Source organism: Paenibacillus odorifer, assembly GCF_000758725.1.
GTDB lineage: Bacteria > Bacillota > Bacilli > Paenibacillales > Paenibacillaceae > Paenibacillus_AQ > Paenibacillus_AQ odorifer.
The window spans coordinates 807,768-829,953 of record NZ_CP009428.1 but is presented as its reverse complement, the minus strand read 5'-3'; the positions used below and the strand labels follow the sequence as shown (position 1 = coordinate 829,953).

The 22,186-nt window shown below is 42.0% G+C and carries 16 protein-coding genes; 5 read left to right on the top strand and 11 right to left on the bottom strand.

Features of this window, described 5'->3' with window-relative positions; translation table 11 throughout:
* Positions 1-62 precede the first annotated feature (62 nt).
* Both PODO_RS03570 and PODO_RS03565 read left to right on the top strand, forming a co-directional pair.
* Positions 63-1,838, top strand: a complete 1,776-nt coding sequence (locus PODO_RS03570; protein WP_036684847.1) for an ABC transporter ATP-binding protein — start codon at positions 63-65, stop codon at positions 1,836-1,838.
* On the top strand, positions 1,825-3,600 hold the full coding sequence (locus tag PODO_RS03565; protein ID WP_036684845.1) for an ABC transporter ATP-binding protein: 1,776 nt from the start codon (positions 1,825-1,827) through the stop codon (positions 3,598-3,600). The genes PODO_RS03570 and PODO_RS03565 overlap by 14 nt, the downstream gene beginning before the upstream one ends.
* Positions 3,601-3,681: 81 nt before the next feature.
* On the opposite strand, the gene PODO_RS03560 is transcribed toward PODO_RS03565, so the two are convergent.
* The 4 genes from PODO_RS03560 to PODO_RS03545 all read right to left on the bottom strand — a co-directional run bounded on the left by PODO_RS03560 (position 3,682) and on the right by PODO_RS03545 (position 9,906).
* Positions 3,682-7,047: a hypothetical protein gene (locus PODO_RS03560; RefSeq protein ID WP_036684843.1), complete on the bottom strand. Its 3,366-nt coding sequence runs from the start codon at positions 7,045-7,047 to the stop codon at positions 3,682-3,684.
* Positions 7,048-7,220: 173 nt separating this feature from the next.
* Entirely contained in the window at positions 7,221-7,973 is a 753-nt protein-coding gene (gene yaaA / locus PODO_RS03555) for a peroxide stress protein YaaA (RefSeq protein ID WP_036684841.1), read from the bottom strand.
* Positions 7,974-8,069: 96 nt separating this feature from the next.
* Positions 8,070-8,318 (bottom strand): hypothetical protein, encoded by a 249-nt coding sequence (locus PODO_RS03550; protein ID WP_036684840.1) that lies wholly within the window; start codon positions 8,316-8,318, stop codon positions 8,070-8,072.
* 31 nt (positions 8,319-8,349) lie between these two features.
* The gene (locus tag PODO_RS03545) at positions 8,350-9,906 is read right to left on the bottom strand and encodes a glycosyltransferase family 39 protein (protein ID WP_036684838.1); all 1,557 of its coding nucleotides are present in this window, start codon (positions 9,904-9,906) and stop codon (positions 8,350-8,352) included.
* Between the two features lie 365 nt (positions 9,907-10,271).
* On the opposite strand from PODO_RS03545, the gene PODO_RS32270 reads away from it, so the two are divergent.
* Complete coding sequence (locus PODO_RS32270; protein ID WP_367946913.1) at positions 10,272-10,352, top strand: putative holin-like toxin; 81 nt, start codon at positions 10,272-10,274, stop codon at positions 10,350-10,352.
* 226 nt (positions 10,353-10,578) lie between these two features.
* On the opposite strand, the gene PODO_RS03540 is transcribed toward PODO_RS32270, so the two are convergent.
* A complete protein-coding gene (locus PODO_RS03540) occupies positions 10,579-11,355 on the bottom strand; it encodes an aminoglycoside phosphotransferase family protein (protein ID WP_080742670.1) in 777 nt (258 codons plus the stop codon).
* Positions 11,356-11,499: 144 nt separating this feature from the next.
* Entirely contained in the window at positions 11,500-12,387 is an 888-nt protein-coding gene (locus PODO_RS03535) for a spermine/spermidine synthase domain-containing protein (RefSeq protein ID WP_036684835.1), read from the bottom strand.
* A gap of 484 nt (positions 12,388-12,871) precedes the next feature.
* On the opposite strand from PODO_RS03535, the gene PODO_RS03530 reads away from it, so the two are divergent.
* Positions 12,872-14,395, top strand: coding sequence for a flavocytochrome c (locus PODO_RS03530; RefSeq protein ID WP_036684833.1), 1,524 nt, complete (start codon positions 12,872-12,874; stop codon positions 14,393-14,395).
* An 83-nt stretch (positions 14,396-14,478) separates the two neighbouring features.
* On the opposite strand, the gene gnpA is transcribed toward PODO_RS03530, so the two are convergent.
* Together gnpA and PODO_RS03520 are read right to left on the bottom strand one after the other, a co-directional pair.
* Entirely contained in the window at positions 14,479-16,641 is a 2,163-nt protein-coding gene (gnpA, locus tag PODO_RS03525; RefSeq protein ID WP_038568734.1) for a 1,3-beta-galactosyl-N-acetylhexosamine phosphorylase, read from the bottom strand.
* A 12-nt stretch (positions 16,642-16,653) separates the two neighbouring features.
* Positions 16,654-17,673 (bottom strand): glycoside hydrolase family 88/105 protein, encoded by a 1,020-nt coding sequence (locus PODO_RS03520; protein WP_038568732.1) that lies wholly within the window; start codon positions 17,671-17,673, stop codon positions 16,654-16,656.
* A gap of 425 nt (positions 17,674-18,098) precedes the next feature.
* Between PODO_RS03520 and PODO_RS03515 the strand changes: the two genes are divergently transcribed.
* Entirely contained in the window at positions 18,099-19,040 is a 942-nt protein-coding gene (locus PODO_RS03515; protein WP_038568730.1) for an AraC family transcriptional regulator, read from the top strand.
* A 22-nt stretch (positions 19,041-19,062) separates the two neighbouring features.
* On the opposite strand, the gene PODO_RS03510 is transcribed toward PODO_RS03515, so the two are convergent.
* The 3 genes from PODO_RS03510 to PODO_RS03500 all read right to left on the bottom strand — a co-directional run bounded on the left by PODO_RS03510 (position 19,063) and on the right by PODO_RS03500 (position 22,179).
* On the bottom strand, positions 19,063-19,821 hold the full coding sequence (locus tag PODO_RS03510; protein ID WP_052096770.1) for a hypothetical protein: 759 nt from the start codon (positions 19,819-19,821) through the stop codon (positions 19,063-19,065).
* 662 nt (positions 19,822-20,483) lie between these two features.
* Positions 20,484-21,647 carry an Abi family protein gene (locus PODO_RS03505; RefSeq protein ID WP_052096768.1) on the bottom strand — a complete coding sequence of 388 codons (1,164 nt, stop codon included), beginning with the start codon at positions 21,645-21,647 and terminating at the stop codon, positions 20,484-20,486.
* Positions 21,648-21,972: 325 nt separating this feature from the next.
* Positions 21,973-22,179: an MBL fold metallo-hydrolase gene (locus PODO_RS03500; RefSeq protein WP_036684827.1), complete on the bottom strand. Its 207-nt coding sequence runs from the start codon at positions 22,177-22,179 to the stop codon at positions 21,973-21,975.
* Positions 22,180-22,186: the final 7 nt, after the last annotated feature.

The following is a 22,186-nucleotide window of genomic DNA, read 5'->3' as shown; positions in this document are numbered from 1 at the left end:
GTTTTATTTACTCTTTTCAGGCAAGAGTGAAAGAACAAGAACAATCAGAAACAGGTGATCAGATGTTCGAACTGAAATGGCTATGGCAGAACCTAGAGGGAAACCGGACGCGATACATTCTGGCACTCTGCCTTTCGGTGGTGGGCTCAAGTCTTACAATCGTGAATCCGTACATCAGTCAGCGCATTGTCGATACGTTTATAGCCGGTGACAACGCCCTGCAGAATCTTACACAAGAACGGCAATTATTGATTATGCTCTGTCTGGGCATGATCGGATTTTCTCTACTGCGCACAGGTCTCGCATATTTCACGACCATGCAGTACGAGATATCCTCGCAAAATATGATGTACAATGTCCGCATTTATTTGTACAACAAAATTCAGGGACAGGACAGAAAATACTACGATCATAATCGTACCGGCGATCTCATGACCAAGATGACAGGCGATCTGGACATGGTCCGTCACTCTATGGCCTGGATTTTTAAGACGATCATTGAATCGCTAACGATCTTCCTTGCCGCCGTTATCTATTTTTTCACCATAGATGCGGAACTGACGCTGTGGATGCTTATCCTGTCACCGCCCATTTTTATCGTGGCTTACATATTTGCTAAACGCGTCCGTCCTATGTATATTGACCTGCGTGAACGGCTGTCCCAGCTTAACACGACTACACAGGAGAATATCTCAGGCAACCGTGTGGTCAAGGCTTTTGCCCGCGAGGAATTCGAGGTCGAAAAATTCACAGAGAAGAATGTCAACTATTCTACGGCGAACAAAAAGGCCGCCCTTGTATGGCTTGATTATTTTCCTTATCTGGAATCCTTCGCTCAGGGCTTCAACGTAATTCTTATGTTGGTTGGTGGTTTGTTCCTTATGAACGGCCGGATCACCTTCGGTGAATTTATGGCCTTCTCTTCGCTTATTTGGGCTATATCCAACCCTATGCGCAACATTGGTATCATTATCAACGACATTCAGCGCTTTTTTGCGAGCTTGTCCAAAATCGTAGATATCTATTATGCCCGGCCAAATATTGTTAACGAGCATACTGTCACTGACAAACGCCGTTATGAAGGCCGTATTGAATTCGATCATGTCCGCTTCAAATATGATAGCGCTATCGTACTGGACGATATTAGCTTTACCGTTGAACCCGGTGAAACTGTAGCAATCATGGGCGCGACAGGATCAGGCAAAACAACAATCATCAACCTCATCCCTCGCTTCTACGATGTAGCTGAAGGGCGCGTACTCGTAGACGGTGTTGATGTTCGGCAGCTGGAGCTTGATGAACTTCGTGGAAATATCGGCATGGCGACCCAAGATGTACTCTTGTTCTCTGATACCATTGATGGAAACATCGCCTATGGCGATCCTGATCTTCCGGAAGAAGATGCAATGGGTTATGCAGAGCTCGCAGCCGCACACGACTTCATTACCAAAATGCCTGAAGGTTATGATACCGTTGTCGGGGAACGCGGAGTCGGACTGTCGGGGGGGCAAAAGCAGCGTATTGCCTTAGCGCGTGCTTTGGCGGTACACCGTCCTATCCTGATTCTCGATGATACGACCTCTGCAGTCGACCTTGAGACGGAGGAGCATATCCAAAAAAGTCTACGTGAACTGGACTATCCTTGTACGAAAATTATTATTGCGCAGCGTGTATCTACTACCTCGCAAGCCGACCGTATTCTCATTCTGGATGGCGGGAAGCTAGTTGAGGAAGGGACTCACGCTGAACTGCTAGCGAAACGTGGTTACTATTACGAAGTGTTTAAACTGCAGAACGAGGGTATTGGAAGGCAGGTGACCGCAAGTGGCAAGGAATAAATTTGACGTCGATGAAAATCTTGAATCGCCGTTTAATATAAAACACTTCCGGCGTGCGATGGTATATATCAAACGAAAGAAAACGCCAATGATTGTTGCGTTCGTGCTCAGTGCACTTTCAGCAGCCATTTCACTGTCGGCTCCGCTGATCATGCAACATGTCATCGACGTGACCATTCCGGCAAAAGAGAAGCTTGCACTGCTGGGTTGGGCTGCACTGATGCTTGTGACCATCGTGGTCAGTGTTTATCTGGCTACGATACGCTCGCGCATCATGACGAGTGTTGGGCAGGATATTATTTTTGACATCCGAACGGATTTGTTTAAGCATCTGCAAGAATTGCCTTTCAAATATTATGACGACCGCCCACAGGGCAAGATCCTTATCCGGGTCGTAAACTACGTCAACGCCGTTTCAGATGTGCTGTCCAACGGGATTATCAACTTTATTCTAGAAATCGTGAATTTACTCTTTATCGCAGCCTTCATGTTCGCTGTCGATGTACGACTCTCATTTGTCATCCTTGCCGGACTGCCAGTCTTCCTTGGCATCATGCTGCTGATCAAAACCCGGCAACGCCGGGCATGGCAAGCAGTGTCCAACAAAAGCTCTAACCTGAACGCCTATCTGCAAGAGAGCATCAGCGGTATTGGTGTGACACAAATGTTCTCCCGGGAACAACGTAACGAAGGAATCTTCACACGTCTCGCAGGTAATTTCCGTAAAGAATGGATGAAGGCTCAACGTTACAACTTACTTATTCCGTTCTCTGTAGACAACTTGTCTACGATTGTTACATCATTGATTTTCCTTGTAGGCCTACTAACACTGAGTCCTCAAGACATGACCCTCGGTGTCATTCTGGCGATGAGCAGCTACGCTGCCCGCTTCTGGCAGCCGATTCTGAATCTTTCGAACCTGTACAATAACTTCATCAACGCCGTTGCCTATCTTGAGCGTATCTTCGAAACGCTGGATGAACCGGTTACCGTCAGTGATATCCCGGATGCAAAAACACTGCCATCTGTTCAGGGCCATGTCACCTTCGACGATGTAACTTTCGCCTATGACCCGGGGCTTAATATTCTGGAGAATATCTCCTTCAAGGTCAAAGCGGGAGAAAGCATCGCGCTGGTAGGACCCACAGGTGCGGGCAAAACAACCGTCGTCAATCTGATCTCACGCTTTTATAACATTTCCAGTGGTCAGATTCTGATCGACGGCCAGGATATCTCGCAGGTGACGTTAAAATCTCTTCGCAGCCAGATGGGGATTATGTTACAGGATAGCTTCATCTTCTCCGGTACCATTCTGGACAATATTCGGTACGGCCGACTGGATGCGACCGAAGAAGAAGTAATCGCCGCTGCAAAGGCCGTTTGCGCCGACGAATTCATCCGTGAATTCGATCAAGGCTACATGACAGAGGTCAATGAACGTGGCTCCAAGCTGTCTCAAGGACAGCGGCAGCTCATTTCGTTCGCAAGAACACTTTTGGCAGATCCGCGCATTCTCATCTTGGATGAAGCCACTTCTTCCATTGATGCGAAGACTGAGCGCTTATTGCAAAAAGGGCTGAATGAACTGCTTAAGGGACGCACCTCTTTCATTATCGCGCATCGCCTCTCCACCGTAAAAAACTGCGATCGTATTATGTACGTATCTAACAAAGGCATCGCGGAAAGCGGCTCACATGATGAGCTTATCGCACAGCGGGGCCTTTATTACCGCCTCTACACAGCACAGAAGATGGAAGCTTAATTGAAGAAATACCAAAAGAGCTCAGGCCGATTTGCAGCCTGAGCTTTTTGATGCTTTATTATTTTCAAAAAATATCAAAAACTAATCTATCGCCGTCCAAATATTTAGCGCAAGTGAGCGAACCGCAAGGTTCGTGTGATTTCTGTACAACCGCAGACGCTCTGCAGGCTCTGGACTCCACAATAGAGCACTTCCGGCAACTTCAAGCAACGAAAGTCCAATATACTGAGATTCGTAACGGCTCTCAAACCCTAGAACATCTACAATTTCCAATAAAGTTTCCGGACTCCAGTATCCCGTGCTCTCTTCTAAATTATACGCGACCTGCTTATAAACATCGCTTAATAGCTGGGGCTGATTTGAAATAGTGGCAACGATCCGATTCAGATAATTGGCGGATTCCTCCACGTTATTCCAGTCTGTTGCTGCTATATACAATTTCATCACAGCTTGCTGTAAGGTCTCATCAGATGCCAGACAGTCAATCAGATCCGTATACAAAGGGATAAGGTGCATCCGGGTGATTTTTGGCAAAGCTATCAGCTGGTTGACTAATTTCAGTAGACGTTGCCGATGAGGCAAATCTCTTTTGGCAGTAGCGTTCCATTCATCACTTATCGCTGCACTAACCAGTCTCTGACATACACCAACTACAACCTCATTGATCTTACCATCGCGACAGGTTTCTACCAGCGTGTCCATAGCAGTTTCCCATCTAGTGCTGTCTTCCAAATCCGTAATAGACTGAGCGGTGGCAGCTGCAACAATCCCTTCATTTCCATTTGTCCACCGCATCATAGAAATGAAAGCATATCTGCCAATATACGCATCCTGGTGCCTTGCAATTTCAAGGATTAATCCTAGATAACGTGGTCTATAGTCTAGCGGAAGAGCATTAGGCTGTTGAGATAATAAACTCCCTGCGATGTCACTTTCTGATGAAGAAGCCATTGTACTTAAAATATCCCAAGCGCGTTCATCATCTAAAAGCTGTTTCGCAGCATGCCCTATGGCTATGATTACATCCTTGTGTGCATTGAGTTTCTCGAACTCGTTCATCAATAGCGGAAGACTGTCATCGCTTCTATAAGCGCCCAGTAAGCGGATGGCTTCTTTTCTGACAGTGATCTTCAGCTTATCCCGATTCAGCAGCTCTTTCAGCATGGTAACCAGTAACACCGGATTCACCCTGCGGATGCATCTGGGTATCGAGTACATGGCTACACGGGCCCGGTCCCCATCCAGATTCTCCAGCAGAACGGGAAGTGCCTTCTCCGGTTCTTCCATAAGTGAAAAGGCATGAAGTGCAGCTTCTACTACAGTTACTTCCTTATCCTGCATAAGCCCCAGTAACCTATCCGAACCGAGATCAGGCATGCTTGCCATGATCTTAATAACGCTTGCACGCTCCCAAAGATTACGTTTGGCATCGTATGCAACTTTTTCTAATAAGGCACTTAAAGCTTGTTGCTGACGTGGCAGCCATCTGTGGAATCCATCCGCGGCCGGCACAAGATAGATAGTTTTGCCTGATAGGAACTTGCCCTTAATGACAGCCCCTGAAATAAAAGGATCGAGCCATTCCTGTCGCTTCAGATGCAGATGCTGGAACACTTCATGGATCGTAATATACGATTTATCTATAGCTAATAATTCCTTAACTCTGGCATCACGCGTTGTATGAGGCGCAAGCCAGTATCTGGCCGCTTGTATGGCTGTAGAATCTGCCTTTGCCCTCGTTGCTTCCTTTAACAGATTTTGAAGTTTTATGATGCCGTAACCTCTTTTACCGAATGAGCTAGCTAGACTTAACACCAGATTGTAGTCTTCTCTTTTGTTGGCCTGTACAGCTAATGTATAAATTTCGTCGAAGATAATCTCTTCTACTCCCCGGGGTAAATTCTTCTCCAATGATGGAAGGGAAAGCTGCCCATTCTGCTTGGCCAATTTCTGAATCGTCTTTAAAGAAAACTTAAACAGCTCACCGTGAGGAAGTAATGCGTTATGCCGGAGAATAGCAAATGCCAGTTGTTGAACGGAAAATTTTGTACCATATGAAGTATCTCTGGCCTCTATAACACTATCAACAAGCAAAGTAAGCTCTTGTACATGGGTATCCGTGAACACAGACGCAGGACTTTCCGATAGCTCTTTAAACACAGCGCCCCGGACAGGATCCTGATCATTTTTAATCCGGCCCAGGTACACCAAAGTTTCATTCATGCCCTGTCTCGACAGAACGGTACTTCTGATCAGCTGCATAAGCGCCGTGGCACGTTCGTCTGCACTGGATACCTTTGCTGCTTGTTCAAGTCCCGCTCTTGAATGAAGAATAGAACGGCAAGCTGTAAATCTGATTGTTCTCTCCCGGTCATCATTGATTTCACGAAGGGCAAGCATCCGGGTGGCTTCCTTGTCACGCAAGGCATGTGGTAATACATACAGTAATCTTTCCGGAAAAATGCGTTCATTGCGTTTATCTTCTTCATACACAGCATCGAAAATGACCTTGCGCTTAGAGGGTGCAATATTATTAAGCAGCTTTGCTATGTGCATAGGGTGATCTGCGAGTAGTTTCGCTATCTCAATCCATTGATCAATGGATAAATATTTTTTCCTTTTAAGAACAGCTTCAGGAACACCATAAGAAATCAGATCGCTCCGCGACTCCGTTCGTGTTAACAGCTGATATACCTTATTAGGATTTTGGCGTACAAGCGTGCCAAGCTGTTCTTTTAAAGCAGGATGTATGATGTCCATGGGTCCATGATTCAGCGCACACTCCAGCACCAAATCTGCCTTCAGATTGCATAGGATCTCCAGAGCTGATGAGAATCTCCACCAGACATAGCCTTTTTCCCTGAGTGGTGTGCTTTCCAGTGTTGTTGCAAAGTATTCCGCCACTACGTCAAGATGCCGGCTGGATAATTTCTTCCAGTCTTTTATGGCATACCCGATATCAGCTAGCCATTTACTTACCGTTGCCGAATAACAGGCCTGCAATATAATCGCGGCTTCCTCTGCTCCCCACCGGGCATACACTACAGGCAATAAGCGTTCCGCTAATTCCTGACGGTTAATCTGTGAAATACTGTGCAGCAGCTTGCGGCGGCAATCATGGGATAAATGGGGGAGCTCACGTTCAATATCAGCATCCGAAGCCACCCTTGCCAAAAGACCCGCAGCCGTATTTCTGATACTTGCCTTGGGATGCCGCAGTGCTGATAGAATAATAGCAGCATCTTGTGTTGCAATGGCGCCGATTAAGGCAAGTCGCGCTTCATAAACGCCATCCTCCAGCAAAGAGGCTAGTAATTGGGAGTACTGGACAGATCCGAGATGATCACGGCCTAAGATTGCTACTTTTTTGATTCTGTCGGAATAGCCTAGCGAATCCAATTCTTTAAGTAAGCTCTGTTTATCCAATGGATCTCTTTTGAAAATCATAAGTCCTCCTCGTTAACCTGTTCTTATTCCACCCGAACTTTATTCTCTATACCCTAATCTATCCCCTTTAAAAAACTAGAATTCAGCATCTGGTTTCGTTGACCAAAAAATAAAGGTAACCCTGAAGCCGGTTATTCAACCTCCTTCAGAATTACCTTCATGTACTGCTTGCTCTAGTCATTCTTTTTCTGAATAAACACATACGTACTCTCATCCGACAGCTCATCAGCAAAGCTGAAATCAAATCCGTCGAAGCCTTTGATATCCTCCACACAGCTGATTTGCCGCTCAGCCATGAAGCGTACCATTTCACCTCTGGCCATCTTGACCAGGGTCGCTCTCTCCACTACCTTACCACCGATCTCCTGCCCGAATATACAACTAACCATGCGAACGTTCCCGCCAATATAAGGGGAGATGCACTTGCTGTATTCCTTAGAGGCCAGATTCAGAATGATGTCAGTCTCCGAAAATAGCTGATCTGCCAGCTTCCTGTTCCAGAACTCGTAGATAGACTTGAAACCAGGTCCGCTAAGCTTAGCCTGCATCTCCAGCCTGTACGGAACAACGCCGTCAAATGGCCGGACGATTCCATAGAATCCGGACAATATCCGTAAATGCTGCTGAAGATATTCCAGCTCCTCCATTTGAAGTACCCCGGGTGCCATGTACTGGTACTGGATTCCCTCATAAGAAAAGATAGCCGGTGTAAGATTCCGTGTTACATCCATATCCCGAATCCGTTCCACATTCAGCGTGGCGATGGCATCATTGCATTTCCATAACGATTTGGCTTCTTCATAATTCAACTTTTGTAATAAGGCCAGAAGAGTCTGCGACTCGCTTATGAATTGCGGCATCTGGCGGCAATCCAAGAAATCTGTATCCATCTTCATCTTCTTGGCAGGCGATATAATGATTCTCATGGTGCTCCCTTTTCTTACCCCCGCGGGGAATTTAAATGTAACCTTATCCTATCACACTTAATCTTCGTAGGCTTGGGGCAAGTTCATGAAATTTGTTCACTGCCGCCCACCTTGTGCGCCACCGCCATCTGTACCTGGGTTGCCGTTTCTCCTTGTCCCACCATTCATGCCGGGAGATCCGCCCCCATCTTTCCCCCGCCCGCCGGTGAAGCCCTGTCCCCCGTTCGCTCTTGACCCGGAGTCAGTACTCGTTATCTTCTGTGCGGTAATAGCATCGCAGGAGACGAGCACCATGGAACAACTTAGCACTGCTATGAGCAAAGCGAAATATCGCTTGATCCGCATCTTTGAATCCCCTCTTTCCGAGCGAACATAGTTAACGTGGAAAATATCTTTTTAACATATAATCGTATACGTCCTTAAAACCCATGTAGGATAATACGATCAGCAGCGGATACACCGGGTATATATACCGGGACTTGATCTCCCATAAAAGATAGAATCCGATAAAGCCCAGCACCACAAGAATCAAAGAGGTCTCTTCAAATCTTTTGGCTCTTATTCCACCGATTAAGCGAACGAGTATAAACACATACATCAGAAAATTCAGAACATACAGCAGCCACAACATTCCACTTCTATAATTGGAGTCTGCCTTAAACAAATCCGTAGCAGCATTAGTGTAGCTATAACGGTCCATGACAAAGCCCATTCTTCCCCCGTTACTGGATGATCCGTCATTTCCGAGCCCATATCGTTCCATCTGGTAGGTTCCTTCCGTCCAGGTCCAAACGATTTTTTTATAATACATCTTCACTAAGTCACTTAGGCCCGCCTCGGAGAGTTTATTACGGATTTCTTCTTTAAATAACTCCGTACTTTCTGCCTTATTATAATTTGCATCCTGCTGATAGATAGCGTAGCTCTCCCGGTTGTCCCAGAACCCAAACGTCTCCAGATTGATCCCCATATTCAGCCACATGTAGACAGGTGCGGAATTTTCGTTCATCGGTTCATCTACAACATTCGTCGCCTGCAGCACAGCATTTTGCGTCCAGCCGGGAACATTAAACAATATGGCCGTGATAAACAAAGCGCTAAGAACCTTTTTCACTCCGATAGAACGTATGTTAAATAAAAGACCCGCCACCACGGTAATCAGAAAAATAACACCGATACTGCGGAAATAGTTGCCTATTGCCAGTAAGAGAGCTGCGAAGAAAATATCCTTAATGGACCTTCTTTTGATAAATCTTATGGCAAAATATAAAGCACTTGTCAGAAAAGCGGTAGCGATCACATCGTTATAGATAAAATTACTCATAAACAATGAAGGGATATAGGTTGCGGCAAACACGAGGATGCCATAATCCTTATCCTTGGACTTATAATTGAGCTCTTTATACAGCATATAAATCATTAATGAGGTTAAGAGTGTAAACAGAATATTAAATATTTTGATTACCAGATAATTATCCGGAAAGATCAACAACAACGTCTTTAAATATAAAACGATCGAAAAATTAAACGGAAACATATGCAGATAGCCGTTCGTGTCAAACGACGAATAATCATTCCTGTACAGCATGTCGAGTGCCAATGAAAGCACTGTCTGCGAATCATCCGTCGGCAAGCGTGGAAACAGAAAGATAATCACCATCTGGATTGCAAAAGAAAATAGCAGTGTGGCTGGAATGACTATTTTCCAACTGTACTTATTAAGCTTCAGGCACATTTTATACAAAATAACGCTTAATGCCAGCACCCCTGCGATCACTAGAATAAAAAGACCCAGCTGTTGTCTCTCCAAAATTGGCGTATCCCCATATACGAAATAATTATATTTCGCCCTAATAAAAAAGGAGGATGCGATAAAAAGACCGATAAAGAATGCAAGTATGAGATACAATGTTTTTTGAATTCCTCTTATCATGGAAAACCTCCTTTGCGCAATCGAAAGCCCTTTACAATCCGCTGCCCCGATTCATAAAAAGCATTATAAACACCCAAACTGAAAATCCAATGAAAATCGGATGTTTGGGAATTCGCAAGGAAGAGATTTAGAAAGAGGGGTACGTCCTACAATTGGGAATCAAAAAATCGCAAATGTGATACGGAAGTTTCAAAATGGAGAAAGTTGCGGAGACAAAGAGAGAAAATGGAAAACTACTCCAATCCTAGGGAGTATTATGACAAGAGTCTTAATTCTCTTTCAAACGATTATGCTATACTGGTGGAGCAAATAGAATAGGCTTAAAGGGTCGGTCGGCTACCTCTCACCGAAGGGAGGGATGCCTTGTGACAGTGTTTGAAGCAATGATGCTTATGCTAACCTTTGGTTCGCTTATCGTAGCGCTGCTGTCCAATAAACGCAAATAGACCGCCCACTCACAAAGGCATGCGGTCTATCTGTCGTGTCCTATTTGCTGAAGCCTACCGCCCTTAAAAGCGGCTATTGCCTTGGGAGTCGTGTTACAGCACGGCTCTCTTTGCATTTTACGTCTTTTCTGCCTTTAATATACCACAAATAATTTAATAACGTAATAATGTACGGTGTTACATTACATTTCCAATCTCCCAGAAAATCCATCCATCCTTGCGTACATCAGAAGAATTTACTATCCATCTTTTTTAAAAACCGATTATCAGCGATTAAACTTTTCACTCTCTTCGTTGTATTAGGCCCTTTCGGTGTGCTACCTCTTCTATTCAGCAAAATCCACCGTAGACATGCCCAAGCTTCAAAGATCTCAAGTTCTTCCTGATCCATATCATTTTCCAATAGATAAGCAGTTCGGAACACATCAGCATAACGCTCGGAGATATATATTTTCAGCAGAATAAGTGACCAGGCAAAATCATATCTAGAGTCTCCCAACTGGCCGTTCGTCCAATCAATTATGGTATATCGCTCTTTATCCTCCACTATATTTCCGATATGAAAATCCCCATGAATGATACAGTCTTGCTTCATTGGAGTTTGCTCAACAAGAATAGTCAACACATTAGAAATATCAGATTGTTCTTTGGCTTCAGGGAAAAAGTAGCCGATGAAATTGTATTTTGGCAGTTGTATATTTCCAATCTCTTCAACGCGAATTTTATGTATTTTTGCTAATAGGCTTGCGAGTTCCTTCATTTTCCTGGTATTCATTTTATGAATAGGGGTTCCGTCAAAACCTGTTAACAACACCTTATCTCCATCCAAATTGATTCCCCAGCCCACTGGTTTAGAGACGGCTACTCCTCGTTCGGATAGAACATCCAATAAACGATATTGAAACTGGACATCCGGTCTGGATTCCTTATTCCATGTTTTCAGTACATAGCTCTCTTGATCAGAATTAATCCTTATGACCTCAGCTTCAAATCCTTGATCCATTGTATGCGCAGTTAAGCTGTCTTCCTGATTTAATAAGTCGTTTATGATTTCGTTGTGCTCTAGCCAATTTATGAGAGATATAGGAGTTTTCAAAAATGGTTCTTCCTTTCGGAGTCAGCTACAACAGATTTACGCAACCCAAAACTACAAATAACATAAAATAGATTGTTCTATCCAGTACATAAATACAGTATCCGGGCTTTTCTTTTCAAACTTTTTCATTTTTAAATACATGTCCATTCCATCAGAAACATCATGCCATAAATCCGTAAATACAAAATCATATTTTTCCTTAGACATATGTTGTTCTGCATATTCGAAAGCATCTGCTTGGATAAGCCTGATCTTGTGAGCATTACTGAATTGTGGCAGTACGTATTTATTAAATAGATCAATGACATCTTGATTTTTTTCAACAACCGTTATGCTTTCAACATTATCTTTTTCAGAAACCATATAAGCATAATAGCCAAGCCCAAGTCCAAACGTAAGAACATTCCCACACGCTTTATCTACAGCTTCTTTCATTGTTTCTATTTCATTTGGCGTGATCGTCATCCAGATTCTATCATTCTCTAATACGGCCGGGAACATGAATTCAGTTTGAAAAAAACCAACCTGAGGAATTTGTCTTCCCTCTTCTGTCCGGATGATATCATTGCAAACAAAACCTTCAAAAGGTTTATATTTTTCATATTTTAATTCACTATTATTAATCTTTATAGTTGGTATCTTGATATTTTTATAATATGGATTGTCATAATATTCATTTGCATCAAGCTTATGAAGCATATTGCTAAAATATTGGTTGAACAATTCCTTATCATCAACATTATCAACCGTATCCATCCCAAAGGCAGAAGCCAACATTAAACCAAAAGCGTATTCATAAGACACTCCAAAGTTAACAATTTCTTCAATTTCTTCTTTGCTAATAAAGTCGGGGGTATTATTCAAATAATGACTTAGTAAAGCAAACACTTTATAGTTATCTTCTTTTACCTTTTCTTTTATTACTCTATTAGATTCCATATCCTCACCTGTTTATTAGAAATTATTTCCACGACTCTTATTAGTCTTTCCAGTATGCCTAGTAGGCAATACTCCCATTTTACCATTTAAAAATCCAGAAGAACAAAAATCGCTTTACTAATCCGTGACAGTTACCACTTCTACAGTGAGAAAATCTTACGTCAAAATCTTCTAATTGCAAGGTTTATGGTCCATTTTTCAGCTAATCTGCTCAATATTTCGTTACCCTATGTTAGAATAGACGACTTGTATAATTTGTGAAAACTTTCACTAATAGTCATGATTGATGGTATACTTAATAAGAAGATGAACTAAAGAGAATAACGATGGAAACTGTGGACGTAACCGTAGAAGATTTGAAGTTAGGAGAATAACAGCGACGCGCGCGCTTCTCCACTTCCAACTCCCTCTGATACTTCCTTTCTTTTTTGTCGGGTTCTTTTGGTACATCTTAATAGAGAAATATAAAAGTGGAGGGTTAACAATGAAAAAGAAAGCAGCTGGTGCTCTGAGTCTCGTCCTCTCTGTCATGCTCGTTACCGCAGGTTGCGGTAATGGAAACGACAAGGTGAACGAGAGCAAGAGTAATAACAACGAGAAAAAAGAAGTTGAAGCCGTCTCCGGGGCATCTGAAGCAAGCTACACACCATTCGATCAATTAAAAGATAAATATGATATCATCATTGTCGGTGCGGGTGGTGCGGGAATGTCCGCGGCGCTTGAGGCCAAAGAGAAAGGCATGAACCCTGTTATTTTGGAAAAAATGCCGGTTGCCGGCGGGAACACAACCAAATCCTCTTCGGGAATGAACGCTTCTGAAACAAAATTCCAAAAAGAACAAAACATTGAAGACAGCAATGATTTATTTTATGAAGAGTCATTAAAAGGTGGCCATGACACTAACGACAAAGAAATGCTTCGTTTCTTCGTTGATAATTCCGCGAGTGCGATCGATTGGCTGGATTCCATCGGAATCCGCTTGAACAATATCACCATTACAGGCGGCATGAACGAAAAACGTACACACCGTCCTGAAGATGGCTCTGCTGTGGGTCAATACCTTGTCAAAGGTTTAGTGAAAAACGTACAAGAGAAAGAAATTCCACTTTTCGTGAATGCTGATGTCAAAGAAATTACCGAAAAAGACGGCAAGGTTAATGGCGTTAAAGTCCTCTTTAACCAAACAGAGGAAAAAACAATTACGGCAGATGCTGTCGTTGTAACCACTGGCGGGTTCGGTGCCAATATGGATTTGATCTCCGAAGTAAGACCTGACTTGGAAGGCTACGTTACTACTAACCAAATCGGCAGTACCGGAGACGGCATCAAGATGATTGAGAAACTCGGAGGCACAACCGTCGATATGGATCAAATCCAAGTTCACCCGACTGTGCAGCAAGAAAAATCCTACCTCATTGGCGAAGCTGTTCGTGGGGAAGGCGCTATCCTTGTTTCCAGTGAAGGTACACGCTTCACCAACGAATTGGATACCCGTGATAAAGTAACGGCTTCCATTAATACACTGCCTGAAAAAGCAGCTACGCTGGTCTTTGATTCCGGTGTTAAATCCCGTGTGAAGGCTATTGAACAATATGACAAAATGGGTTTCGTGATTCAGGCGGATTCCATCGAAGCTTTGGCCAAAGAAATCGGTGTTCCAGAGGATAAGCTGGCAACAACGCTTGATACTTGGAACAGCGCCGTTAAGAATAAAAAGGATGCCGAATTTGGCAGAACTACAGGAATGGACAATGACCTGTCCACTGGTCCTTTCTACGCTATTAAAATTGCTCCTGGGATTCACTACACCATGGGTGGCGTGAAGATCAATACGAACACAGAAGTTCTAAATAAAGATGGTGAAGCTATTCCTGGTCTGTTTGCGGCTGGTGAAGTTACAGGCGGCTTACACGGACAAAACCGGATCGGCGGCAACTCTGTTGCAGAAATCATTATTTTCGGCCGTCAAGCTGGGATCAAATCTGCTGAATTCATAAAAGCAAAATAAGTAGATAATAGATACTATAAGCCTCACAGCAAAAAGCTCAAGCATCGGCAAGTTAGCCGCTGGCTTGAGCTTTTTTAATGTAATTAATCGCCAATAGTCCGGATAATAGTATCAAACGGATCTAATTCCAACGTTTGTTGTCCATATTCTGTATCAATCGTAGTTTTTTGAAGCTGGTCGCTATTGTTAATCACGACGAGTATTTTACTTTCTGGATAATACGCACACTCTGTATATAAATTATCCGTAATATACTTTGTGTCCTTTAACTCATTCCCGGCATAACGAATCACATTTAACAGCAATCTTGTATTTTCAAAGCTTAAGGTGAAAGAAGGCAGGTAGATCCCCTTTCCTTTACCAAAGGTATGGGCAGACAATGTTATCATCCCACTCTTTTCACACAATACCGCTGCCGAGCCATCCGTAAGATAAATGTTATTTTTAGGTGTTATACTGGCTCCTTCAGGCACTAAACCTTGCTCATCTCTAGCCTCAAATGTCCATCTTCCATGAGCTACCTTGGAGCCTGTATCCTCATCGAGACCAAGCACATGGGCCATTCTGAAAAAGCTGTCATAACCTTCAAGCGCCGAAGGCTGATTGACACCTATAAAAGTACCGCCCTCATAAACCCACGCTGTCAGTAAGTCCACGCACTTATGGTCACTCCAGTATTCTCCGCCACTCCATGCTGAACCTGCCGAGCCGGCATTAATCACTACATCACACTCTTGTAATACTCCCTTACGGATATCTTCAAAATCAATGAACTGGACTTCAATCGGCAATCCGGACAAAGCCTCATTGATATGAATCAGATCATGGATATACGTTTCATGGAAATGCCCGGACAAAGTCCACGATCTCAATTTACCCCAAGCGTGTAAAATGGCTACCTTCGTCTTAATGTGATACGGTTTGCCTTTATGATGCAGCTCTTTAATTTCTCTGAATTCATCCGCGATCTTTTCGATATAATCACAAAAATCCGGATAAGGCTCTACAAGATGCAAATATCCGCCCAGTCCAATCCGATCTATAGGCTCTCTGAGCAAGGCGCGCCGGATATTAATCCAATACTTTTTGGCATCGAGCGTAGGGTTACCTCCCTCCATAAACGTAGGAAGCCCTCCCAATCCAACCGGAAATAAATAGGGATGCAGCCGAATCTCATGGGTATCTACTTTTACACCAGAACAAAGCCTTGCCTCATATCCTGAGAACACACATTTAATCATCCCGTCAAAACCAAATTCTTCAAAACGGTCATTGTAAGGCTCCATGCCAACCCAACTATCATCATAGAAGACATACGCCAGCTTATCGTGCTTATGCACAATATCAATTAATTGCTTACCAAATTCGATGACAAAATCATTGATAAATGCCATATAGTCCAGCTTCCGCTGCTGCGCCGGGATATGACTGACCCGATATTTCCCACCATTCACAAAATCCTCGGCCGTGAGCGAATACCCATATTTTTTGGCAAACAGATCAAGCGCTCTTGAGCTTACCGTAAAATCATATGAACCCCAGTCCGAGAACAAATGGCGATTGCGCTCATCACTGCCCCAGATCCAGGCGAAATTATAAAAGAGGGAGGTAAATCGAACCACTGTTGTTTCCTTATGCTTATGACACCAATCTTCTATCCAATGGAGTAAATATTTTTGCGTTTCTACATAGATGGGATCAATCTGCATCAGATGCTCTTTTTCCCAGTGATTCGTGGTGTGATTGTACATGGAGATCTCTTCCCAAATCCGATAGACCATGAAGCTGACTGTGTATTTATGCCAAGGTGCAATTCCAGTAATGACTACATTTCCCGATTCCCGCTCATAATTCCACTGTTCTCTTGGAACCTCTTCGCCCGTCGTTCGGTCAAAAACCTGCCAGTACTTAAACGCCTCTTTGGAATCATTCACTCGGAATTGTTCAGCAAAAAAATCCTCCATCAGATAGATGGATAAATAATCTTGTACCGCTACCTTCGGATTTGTTATTAAAAAGCTCTGCTGCAGCTTGTCTGAATTCTGGGACGCCCATTCGTTATGATCTCTGATGATGCAGATTGTAGAATAAATGCCGTATCCTGCGTTGATAATCTCATCGGACAACTGTGTGCCGTCACTGTCACGGATGACATCGGCACCCCAACGTTCAGCTAATTTCAGGGTCAATGCCTCATAACCGGATTCTCCCGGCAGTGTAAAGGCCCCCGTTGTTTTTTGGGACAACTTGGATCCCTCCTATTTAAGCATATCGGATAGAAAAGCTAATGCTAAGCCTTGACCCCAGCCTTGAATCCAGTCTTTTGGAATATTGCGGTATCCTTCCCGATCCTTCATAACCGCTGTTCCGCCAGAAACACCTAGTACCCGTCCATCATCACTGATATTGTTCAAAATACCTTTCAGGGCCTTTTGCACATATTTGGTATGCAGCGGATTGCCGTTATCGATCATAGCAGCCGCAATGCCGCAAGACGCGGATACTTCTTCATAAGACTCCTCGTCATCTAGTACAGTCCGCCACAGGCCGTTCTCCGTTTGCACCAGCTTGAGTGCGGCCAGCTGATCGCGCAGCGAACACTCCACGTCCATACACTGCGGATACAAATACCATTCTTTCAAAAGCTTTTTAACTTGCGACATAGTGTATGCGCCCCAAGCATTCGCTCTGCCCCAGAAAAGTCCAGACATGTGATCCTGCTTCACATTATTGTAGCCGTGGTACCAAAACCCGCTGCTAGGATCTTGCAGGTATTTGATATGCCAATAATATTGATTCAAGGCATCTTGGATCATTTCCTGATCCTTTAACTTGCTTCCTACACGGAGCAGGAAAAATGCCGCCATAAACAAGGTATCCGCCCATGCCTGTTCTGGAAAATCATTAGAAATAGAGACGGTATGCTGCAACACATGATCTCCGAATCTAAGCGCATTGTTCTGCAGATAATCCACCTTGCTCATCACAATATCCCAATATTTCTGGTTGCCTGTTTCTTCATACAAGGTGATCAGCATATGGCCCATGGCACAGGTGTTAACTGTCCAATCCGGCAGACCCAGCTCGATATATTCATCTGCCCACTGGACAAGCATATCCAAATACTCTTTATTTCCTGTAGTTTCATAAGCTCTGGTTGCCCCATAATAAGCCACACCACAAGGCCAGTCCCATGTTAAATCCATCGCCATTGTTTTTCTGACCACTTTGTCGATGACCCTTAAAATCTCTTCTCTGTCATAATTTAATTGAAGCATCTTGTTTCTCCTCTCTTTCGCACACGCCCCCAAAGGCGCTTGAGAGCTGTCCGTCCACATTGTAAACGCTTTACTAACTCTATTGTAAGTAGTAAAATGGTCTGATTCTAAGCATATTCATAACTAAACTGTGCAATTTCAACCATTAACTAGTAGTTCTTATATTTCGGGATTGGCCGTGACTACAGAGAATGTTTGGACTTCCGGCCGCTGTTGTCTGCAGATTTCTTGATTTTATACCGCTCTTCGCGGTGGAAATCTGCTGACAAAGGCGGACGCTAACGCTCCTACAGTTCCAAACTTCTCCTCCGCCACTTTTTTTCCAAAATTGTATAATATCAAGTTCTCTTTATATAGTTGAATTTGATATAACGTTAACCTATAATCTACTCAACCTACGTAATAAGAATGGGAGTATTGAGAATATGCCCAGAAAAAAGAAGCCCGTCATTGAATACCGCCACTACAGCTTACCGATAAACTTTCCTATCCTGCTGTTAAGCGGTGAACGTTGGAAGATTTCTGATATTAAAAGTGAACATCTGCATTTCCATAATCATTTGGAGATTGGCATTTGCCATTCGGATAGCGGCATCATGGAGATCAAAGGAGAATCTGTGCCTTTTAAAGCCGGAGATGTGACCTTCATCCCTAGGTATCTCCCTCATACAACTTATAGTTCGCCGAATGAAGCCAGTCTGTGGTCTTATATCTTTTTTTCGCCTGAGGATCTTTTTCAGCAATCCTTCAAGAGCGCTTACAGCAACTTTGAGCCGAATCTGTGGGCAATTAAGGGAACAAACTGTATTTTGAACAAAGAGGAACATCCCAAGGTTTATACCCTTGCGACATCGGTCTTAGAGGAATTGAAGCAAAAAAATCCTTACTATCAAGAAAGTGCCTACGGCTTATTGTTATCGCTTTATATAGAGCTTCTTAGAATTCATTCCCGGAATGAACCCTTGATTAATCAAGACACAGAGCATAGCCTGAAGGGCGATTTTGTCATCTCACCCGTTCTGGAATACATCACTAAAAACTACATGATGCCGATTACCATCGATTTTTTAGCTGATCTGTGCCACCTAAGTACCACTCATTTCCGCAGGAAATTCCATGAGATTATGGGGTCCGCACCTCTCGACTTCCTAAACAGTACCCGTATTGAAGAGGCCTGCAAGCAGTTAAAAAGTACGGACGATTCCATTCTCTCCATCTCTGAGCAAGTCGGTTTTCAGTCCATATCCAGCTTCAACCGATGTTTCTCCAAGCTTATGGGTGAGTCACCTAAACAATGGCGTAAAGGCGCACAATCCGAAGCACAATCCGCTAAAGCGTCTATATTGGAGTTTACGGGGTGGGTTTGATCCATTGATCCATTGGTCTATTCTAGATCATCTTTCTCCCGATCGTTTTATATAACATGGTTCTTATCTTCTTTAACTGCGCAAAGTTTTCTTCAAATGAAATGCTGTGGGTCAGTGCCAGCCCTTTTGAGAAATCTTTTTTATATAGAAAAATTGATTCCAAATACAAACCTATGACATGAATCTGATTCCAAGTAGGATAACTTGAATTATGATAGAAGACAGTCAGCGTTTCTAATGCATAAAAATTATGACACCATCTCGCTTCCTCCATTATGTACTTCATTGCCGGTCCGTTATTGTTAATCATTATGTCCCGGAATTCATCTAAATGATTAGGCTGAACATCGACATATTCAATTGCATAAAATGGCTTTACATGCCGTTTTCTCGCGCCTTCCCCTGGTGTAGGGTACGTACTGTTTGGTGTAGTTACAAGTAACTCCATACGGATTGTTTCGAGCACGAAAGGTATATTCACATTTTTTAAGTTAGGTAAAATGATTTCGGCATCTTCTTTTTCCTTGATCTGCATTAGGATAAGATAATCCCATATAATGAATTCTCCATGTTTTTCGGCTGTTTTGTTATGACTGTAAACTGAAATATCCTCCACAGCATTATTTTGAGTCATGGATCCTAGAACGTCTGTGAGTTGGCTCTTTATTTCTTTTTTCATATGCTTTTTATACCTCTTATCGACTCCGATACTCCAAGCAATATAATAAGTATCATTTTGTGGTGTCAGTTTTAGATTCTCTACGCTTATTTTCTTATCCATTTCTGTTTCCCTTTCTGTACATGTCCCCAGCCATCGATGTATAATTCGTCTAAGATTTCTAATAGCTCAGGAGGGGTTTGAAGCAAGGCTGCTTATGATTAATCGTAACGCTGCTTCCCAATAAACGCAAATAAGCCACCCCCTATGAACTGCCCCATCAGGCACAACAAAAAGGCATGCGTCCGGTACACTACCGAATTCATACCTAACAATTCACCTAATAAAATAAGCTGTTATGTGATAAGGCTCCCCATATCATCCGAGGGCGAAGTTTAAAAGGTACTAAGATAGTCCCTTACTTCAGCAAGTATGTCCACATGGCGAGCTCAGACTTTACAAGCACAGTAGGACTAAGTTGAATTACTGATAGCTCAAAAGAAAGCCTACCCAAGATTTAATTATTTTGAGTAAGCTTCTTTACCTTCAAATCAAAACCTCACTTACTTATGATAAGGTTCTCCGTGATAGTGATAAGTTAAGTTCTATAAATAATTTAGATACTAAAAAATCCCTGAAACAATTACACAAGTAATAATTGTTTCAAGGATTTTGATTCCTTTAATCTAGAAATAGCTGTTACCCTATTTTCCAGACGACCTTGCGGAAGGGTCTTTCATCTAAACTGAATTTTACCACTGTAAAATAGTCAAGTCAATAACATCTTAAGGTTTCACTTTATAATTTCTGACCAGTTTGAATAAAATGTACATTATCTCTCCAAACTCTGAATGTTCTTCATAAAAGGATTTCTTCAATCTACATCTTTTAATGAGACTTACTAATTCTTTTTTACGTTCAACTCTTGAAATTCTTCCTTTAACATAATAATCATGTAAATACAGTAGGGCAGTAATATCATGTGTTTTAAGATTTCTAAGTAGAATATTAGTACTTGAATCACTCATATTACAATTTTGAGTTATATAATTTCGAACTTGCAATTTTATATGCTTTTCATTAGATATTAAAAATTGATTAGGCCCTACAATATTAAAAATAATAGGTCTACTATGTGCAGAGGAATCTCTAATATTTTTCGAATCAAATAATAGGCTATTCGCCAGTTTTAATTCTTTATATTTATATTTCTTTTTTTGAACATAAAAATTAATAAAGAAACATAATTGACCATAAGACATTAATTCAATGAGTACCCATATGGAAGGTTTGTTTTTCCTTTTAACAATCAAATCATAGCTATAATCTCTTTGAGACTTAAATGCCTCCAATAACTTTTTATCTATAGTTTCATATTTTTTCATTTTATTTTCGATTACTTCAAGCGTTAGTTCTTTTGTTATAAGTTTTCGTCTATAACTTTCTAACTCAAATAATTTATACTCATCAATAATTTCAAAACCATCTTCATCACTCTCAGTTATCAAGCGAATAATTAAAGATTTTATATTATGTTCGATATCTAAAGACAACTTTAAAAATAAATACCTAAAATGCATATCTATTGTAGCTAAATCATTTAAAATTGAAAAATCAACATTTGTGTATTTGTTATCTCTATCTTTATTAAAATTCTTTCTGAAAGCAGTAACTTTATAATAGTAAGTTCGATCCGTTAATATTTCTTTAGCTAATGACTCATTATAGGAATTGAAAGTAATGCCTTTAAATTTTAAATACTCGATTTGCTCTTCTACTGATAACTTCTCTTTTAATTTCGTCTTTTCTACCAAATTCAAAACAGGTTCTTTGCTCAAAATCAGTAAATCTTCTACCGTAGCTGCAACTTCATCTTTAGCCTCTATTCTTTTAAGTGGACTTAAAGATTGTTTAAACTTCAATAACTCTTTTGTTGATGCTCTTTTCAAAAGTATATTCACCACCTATTAGATAACATTATGACAATTATATCATGTATTACCTAATTCTATCGATGAGTTAAAAATACTCCCTGTTGCTAAACCTGCTTAATTAACAGTTCACAAAATTTCGCCCTAATGATACGGTTCCCCTTTACTTTACCTCACAAAATCTATTTAACAAGGGAATGATTTGTTCCTTGCTCATAGGGGCGTCGTGCCCTGGGATATACGTAGTAAATGAAAGAGTCGATAAAAGCTCAATATATTCTTTCATTTTTATTGGATCAATTTTACCTTCTCCATGATAATAATCCCCGCTATGTGCATCTTATCAAACGTGCGTGATCAAAGCATATTTGGGACGTGGCAGATTGTTATCATCTAAACACTTTATAAAGGCATCTAAATGCGATTTTGAATTGCCACAATCAATCATTATTGAAAAGCTGTCACCTAAAACATATCCCAAAACAGGTCTGTCTGTTTCTCTGACATTTTCTAAATAATAAATAGAGTCATTTATTTGTTTCAGTTTCATCCTATGG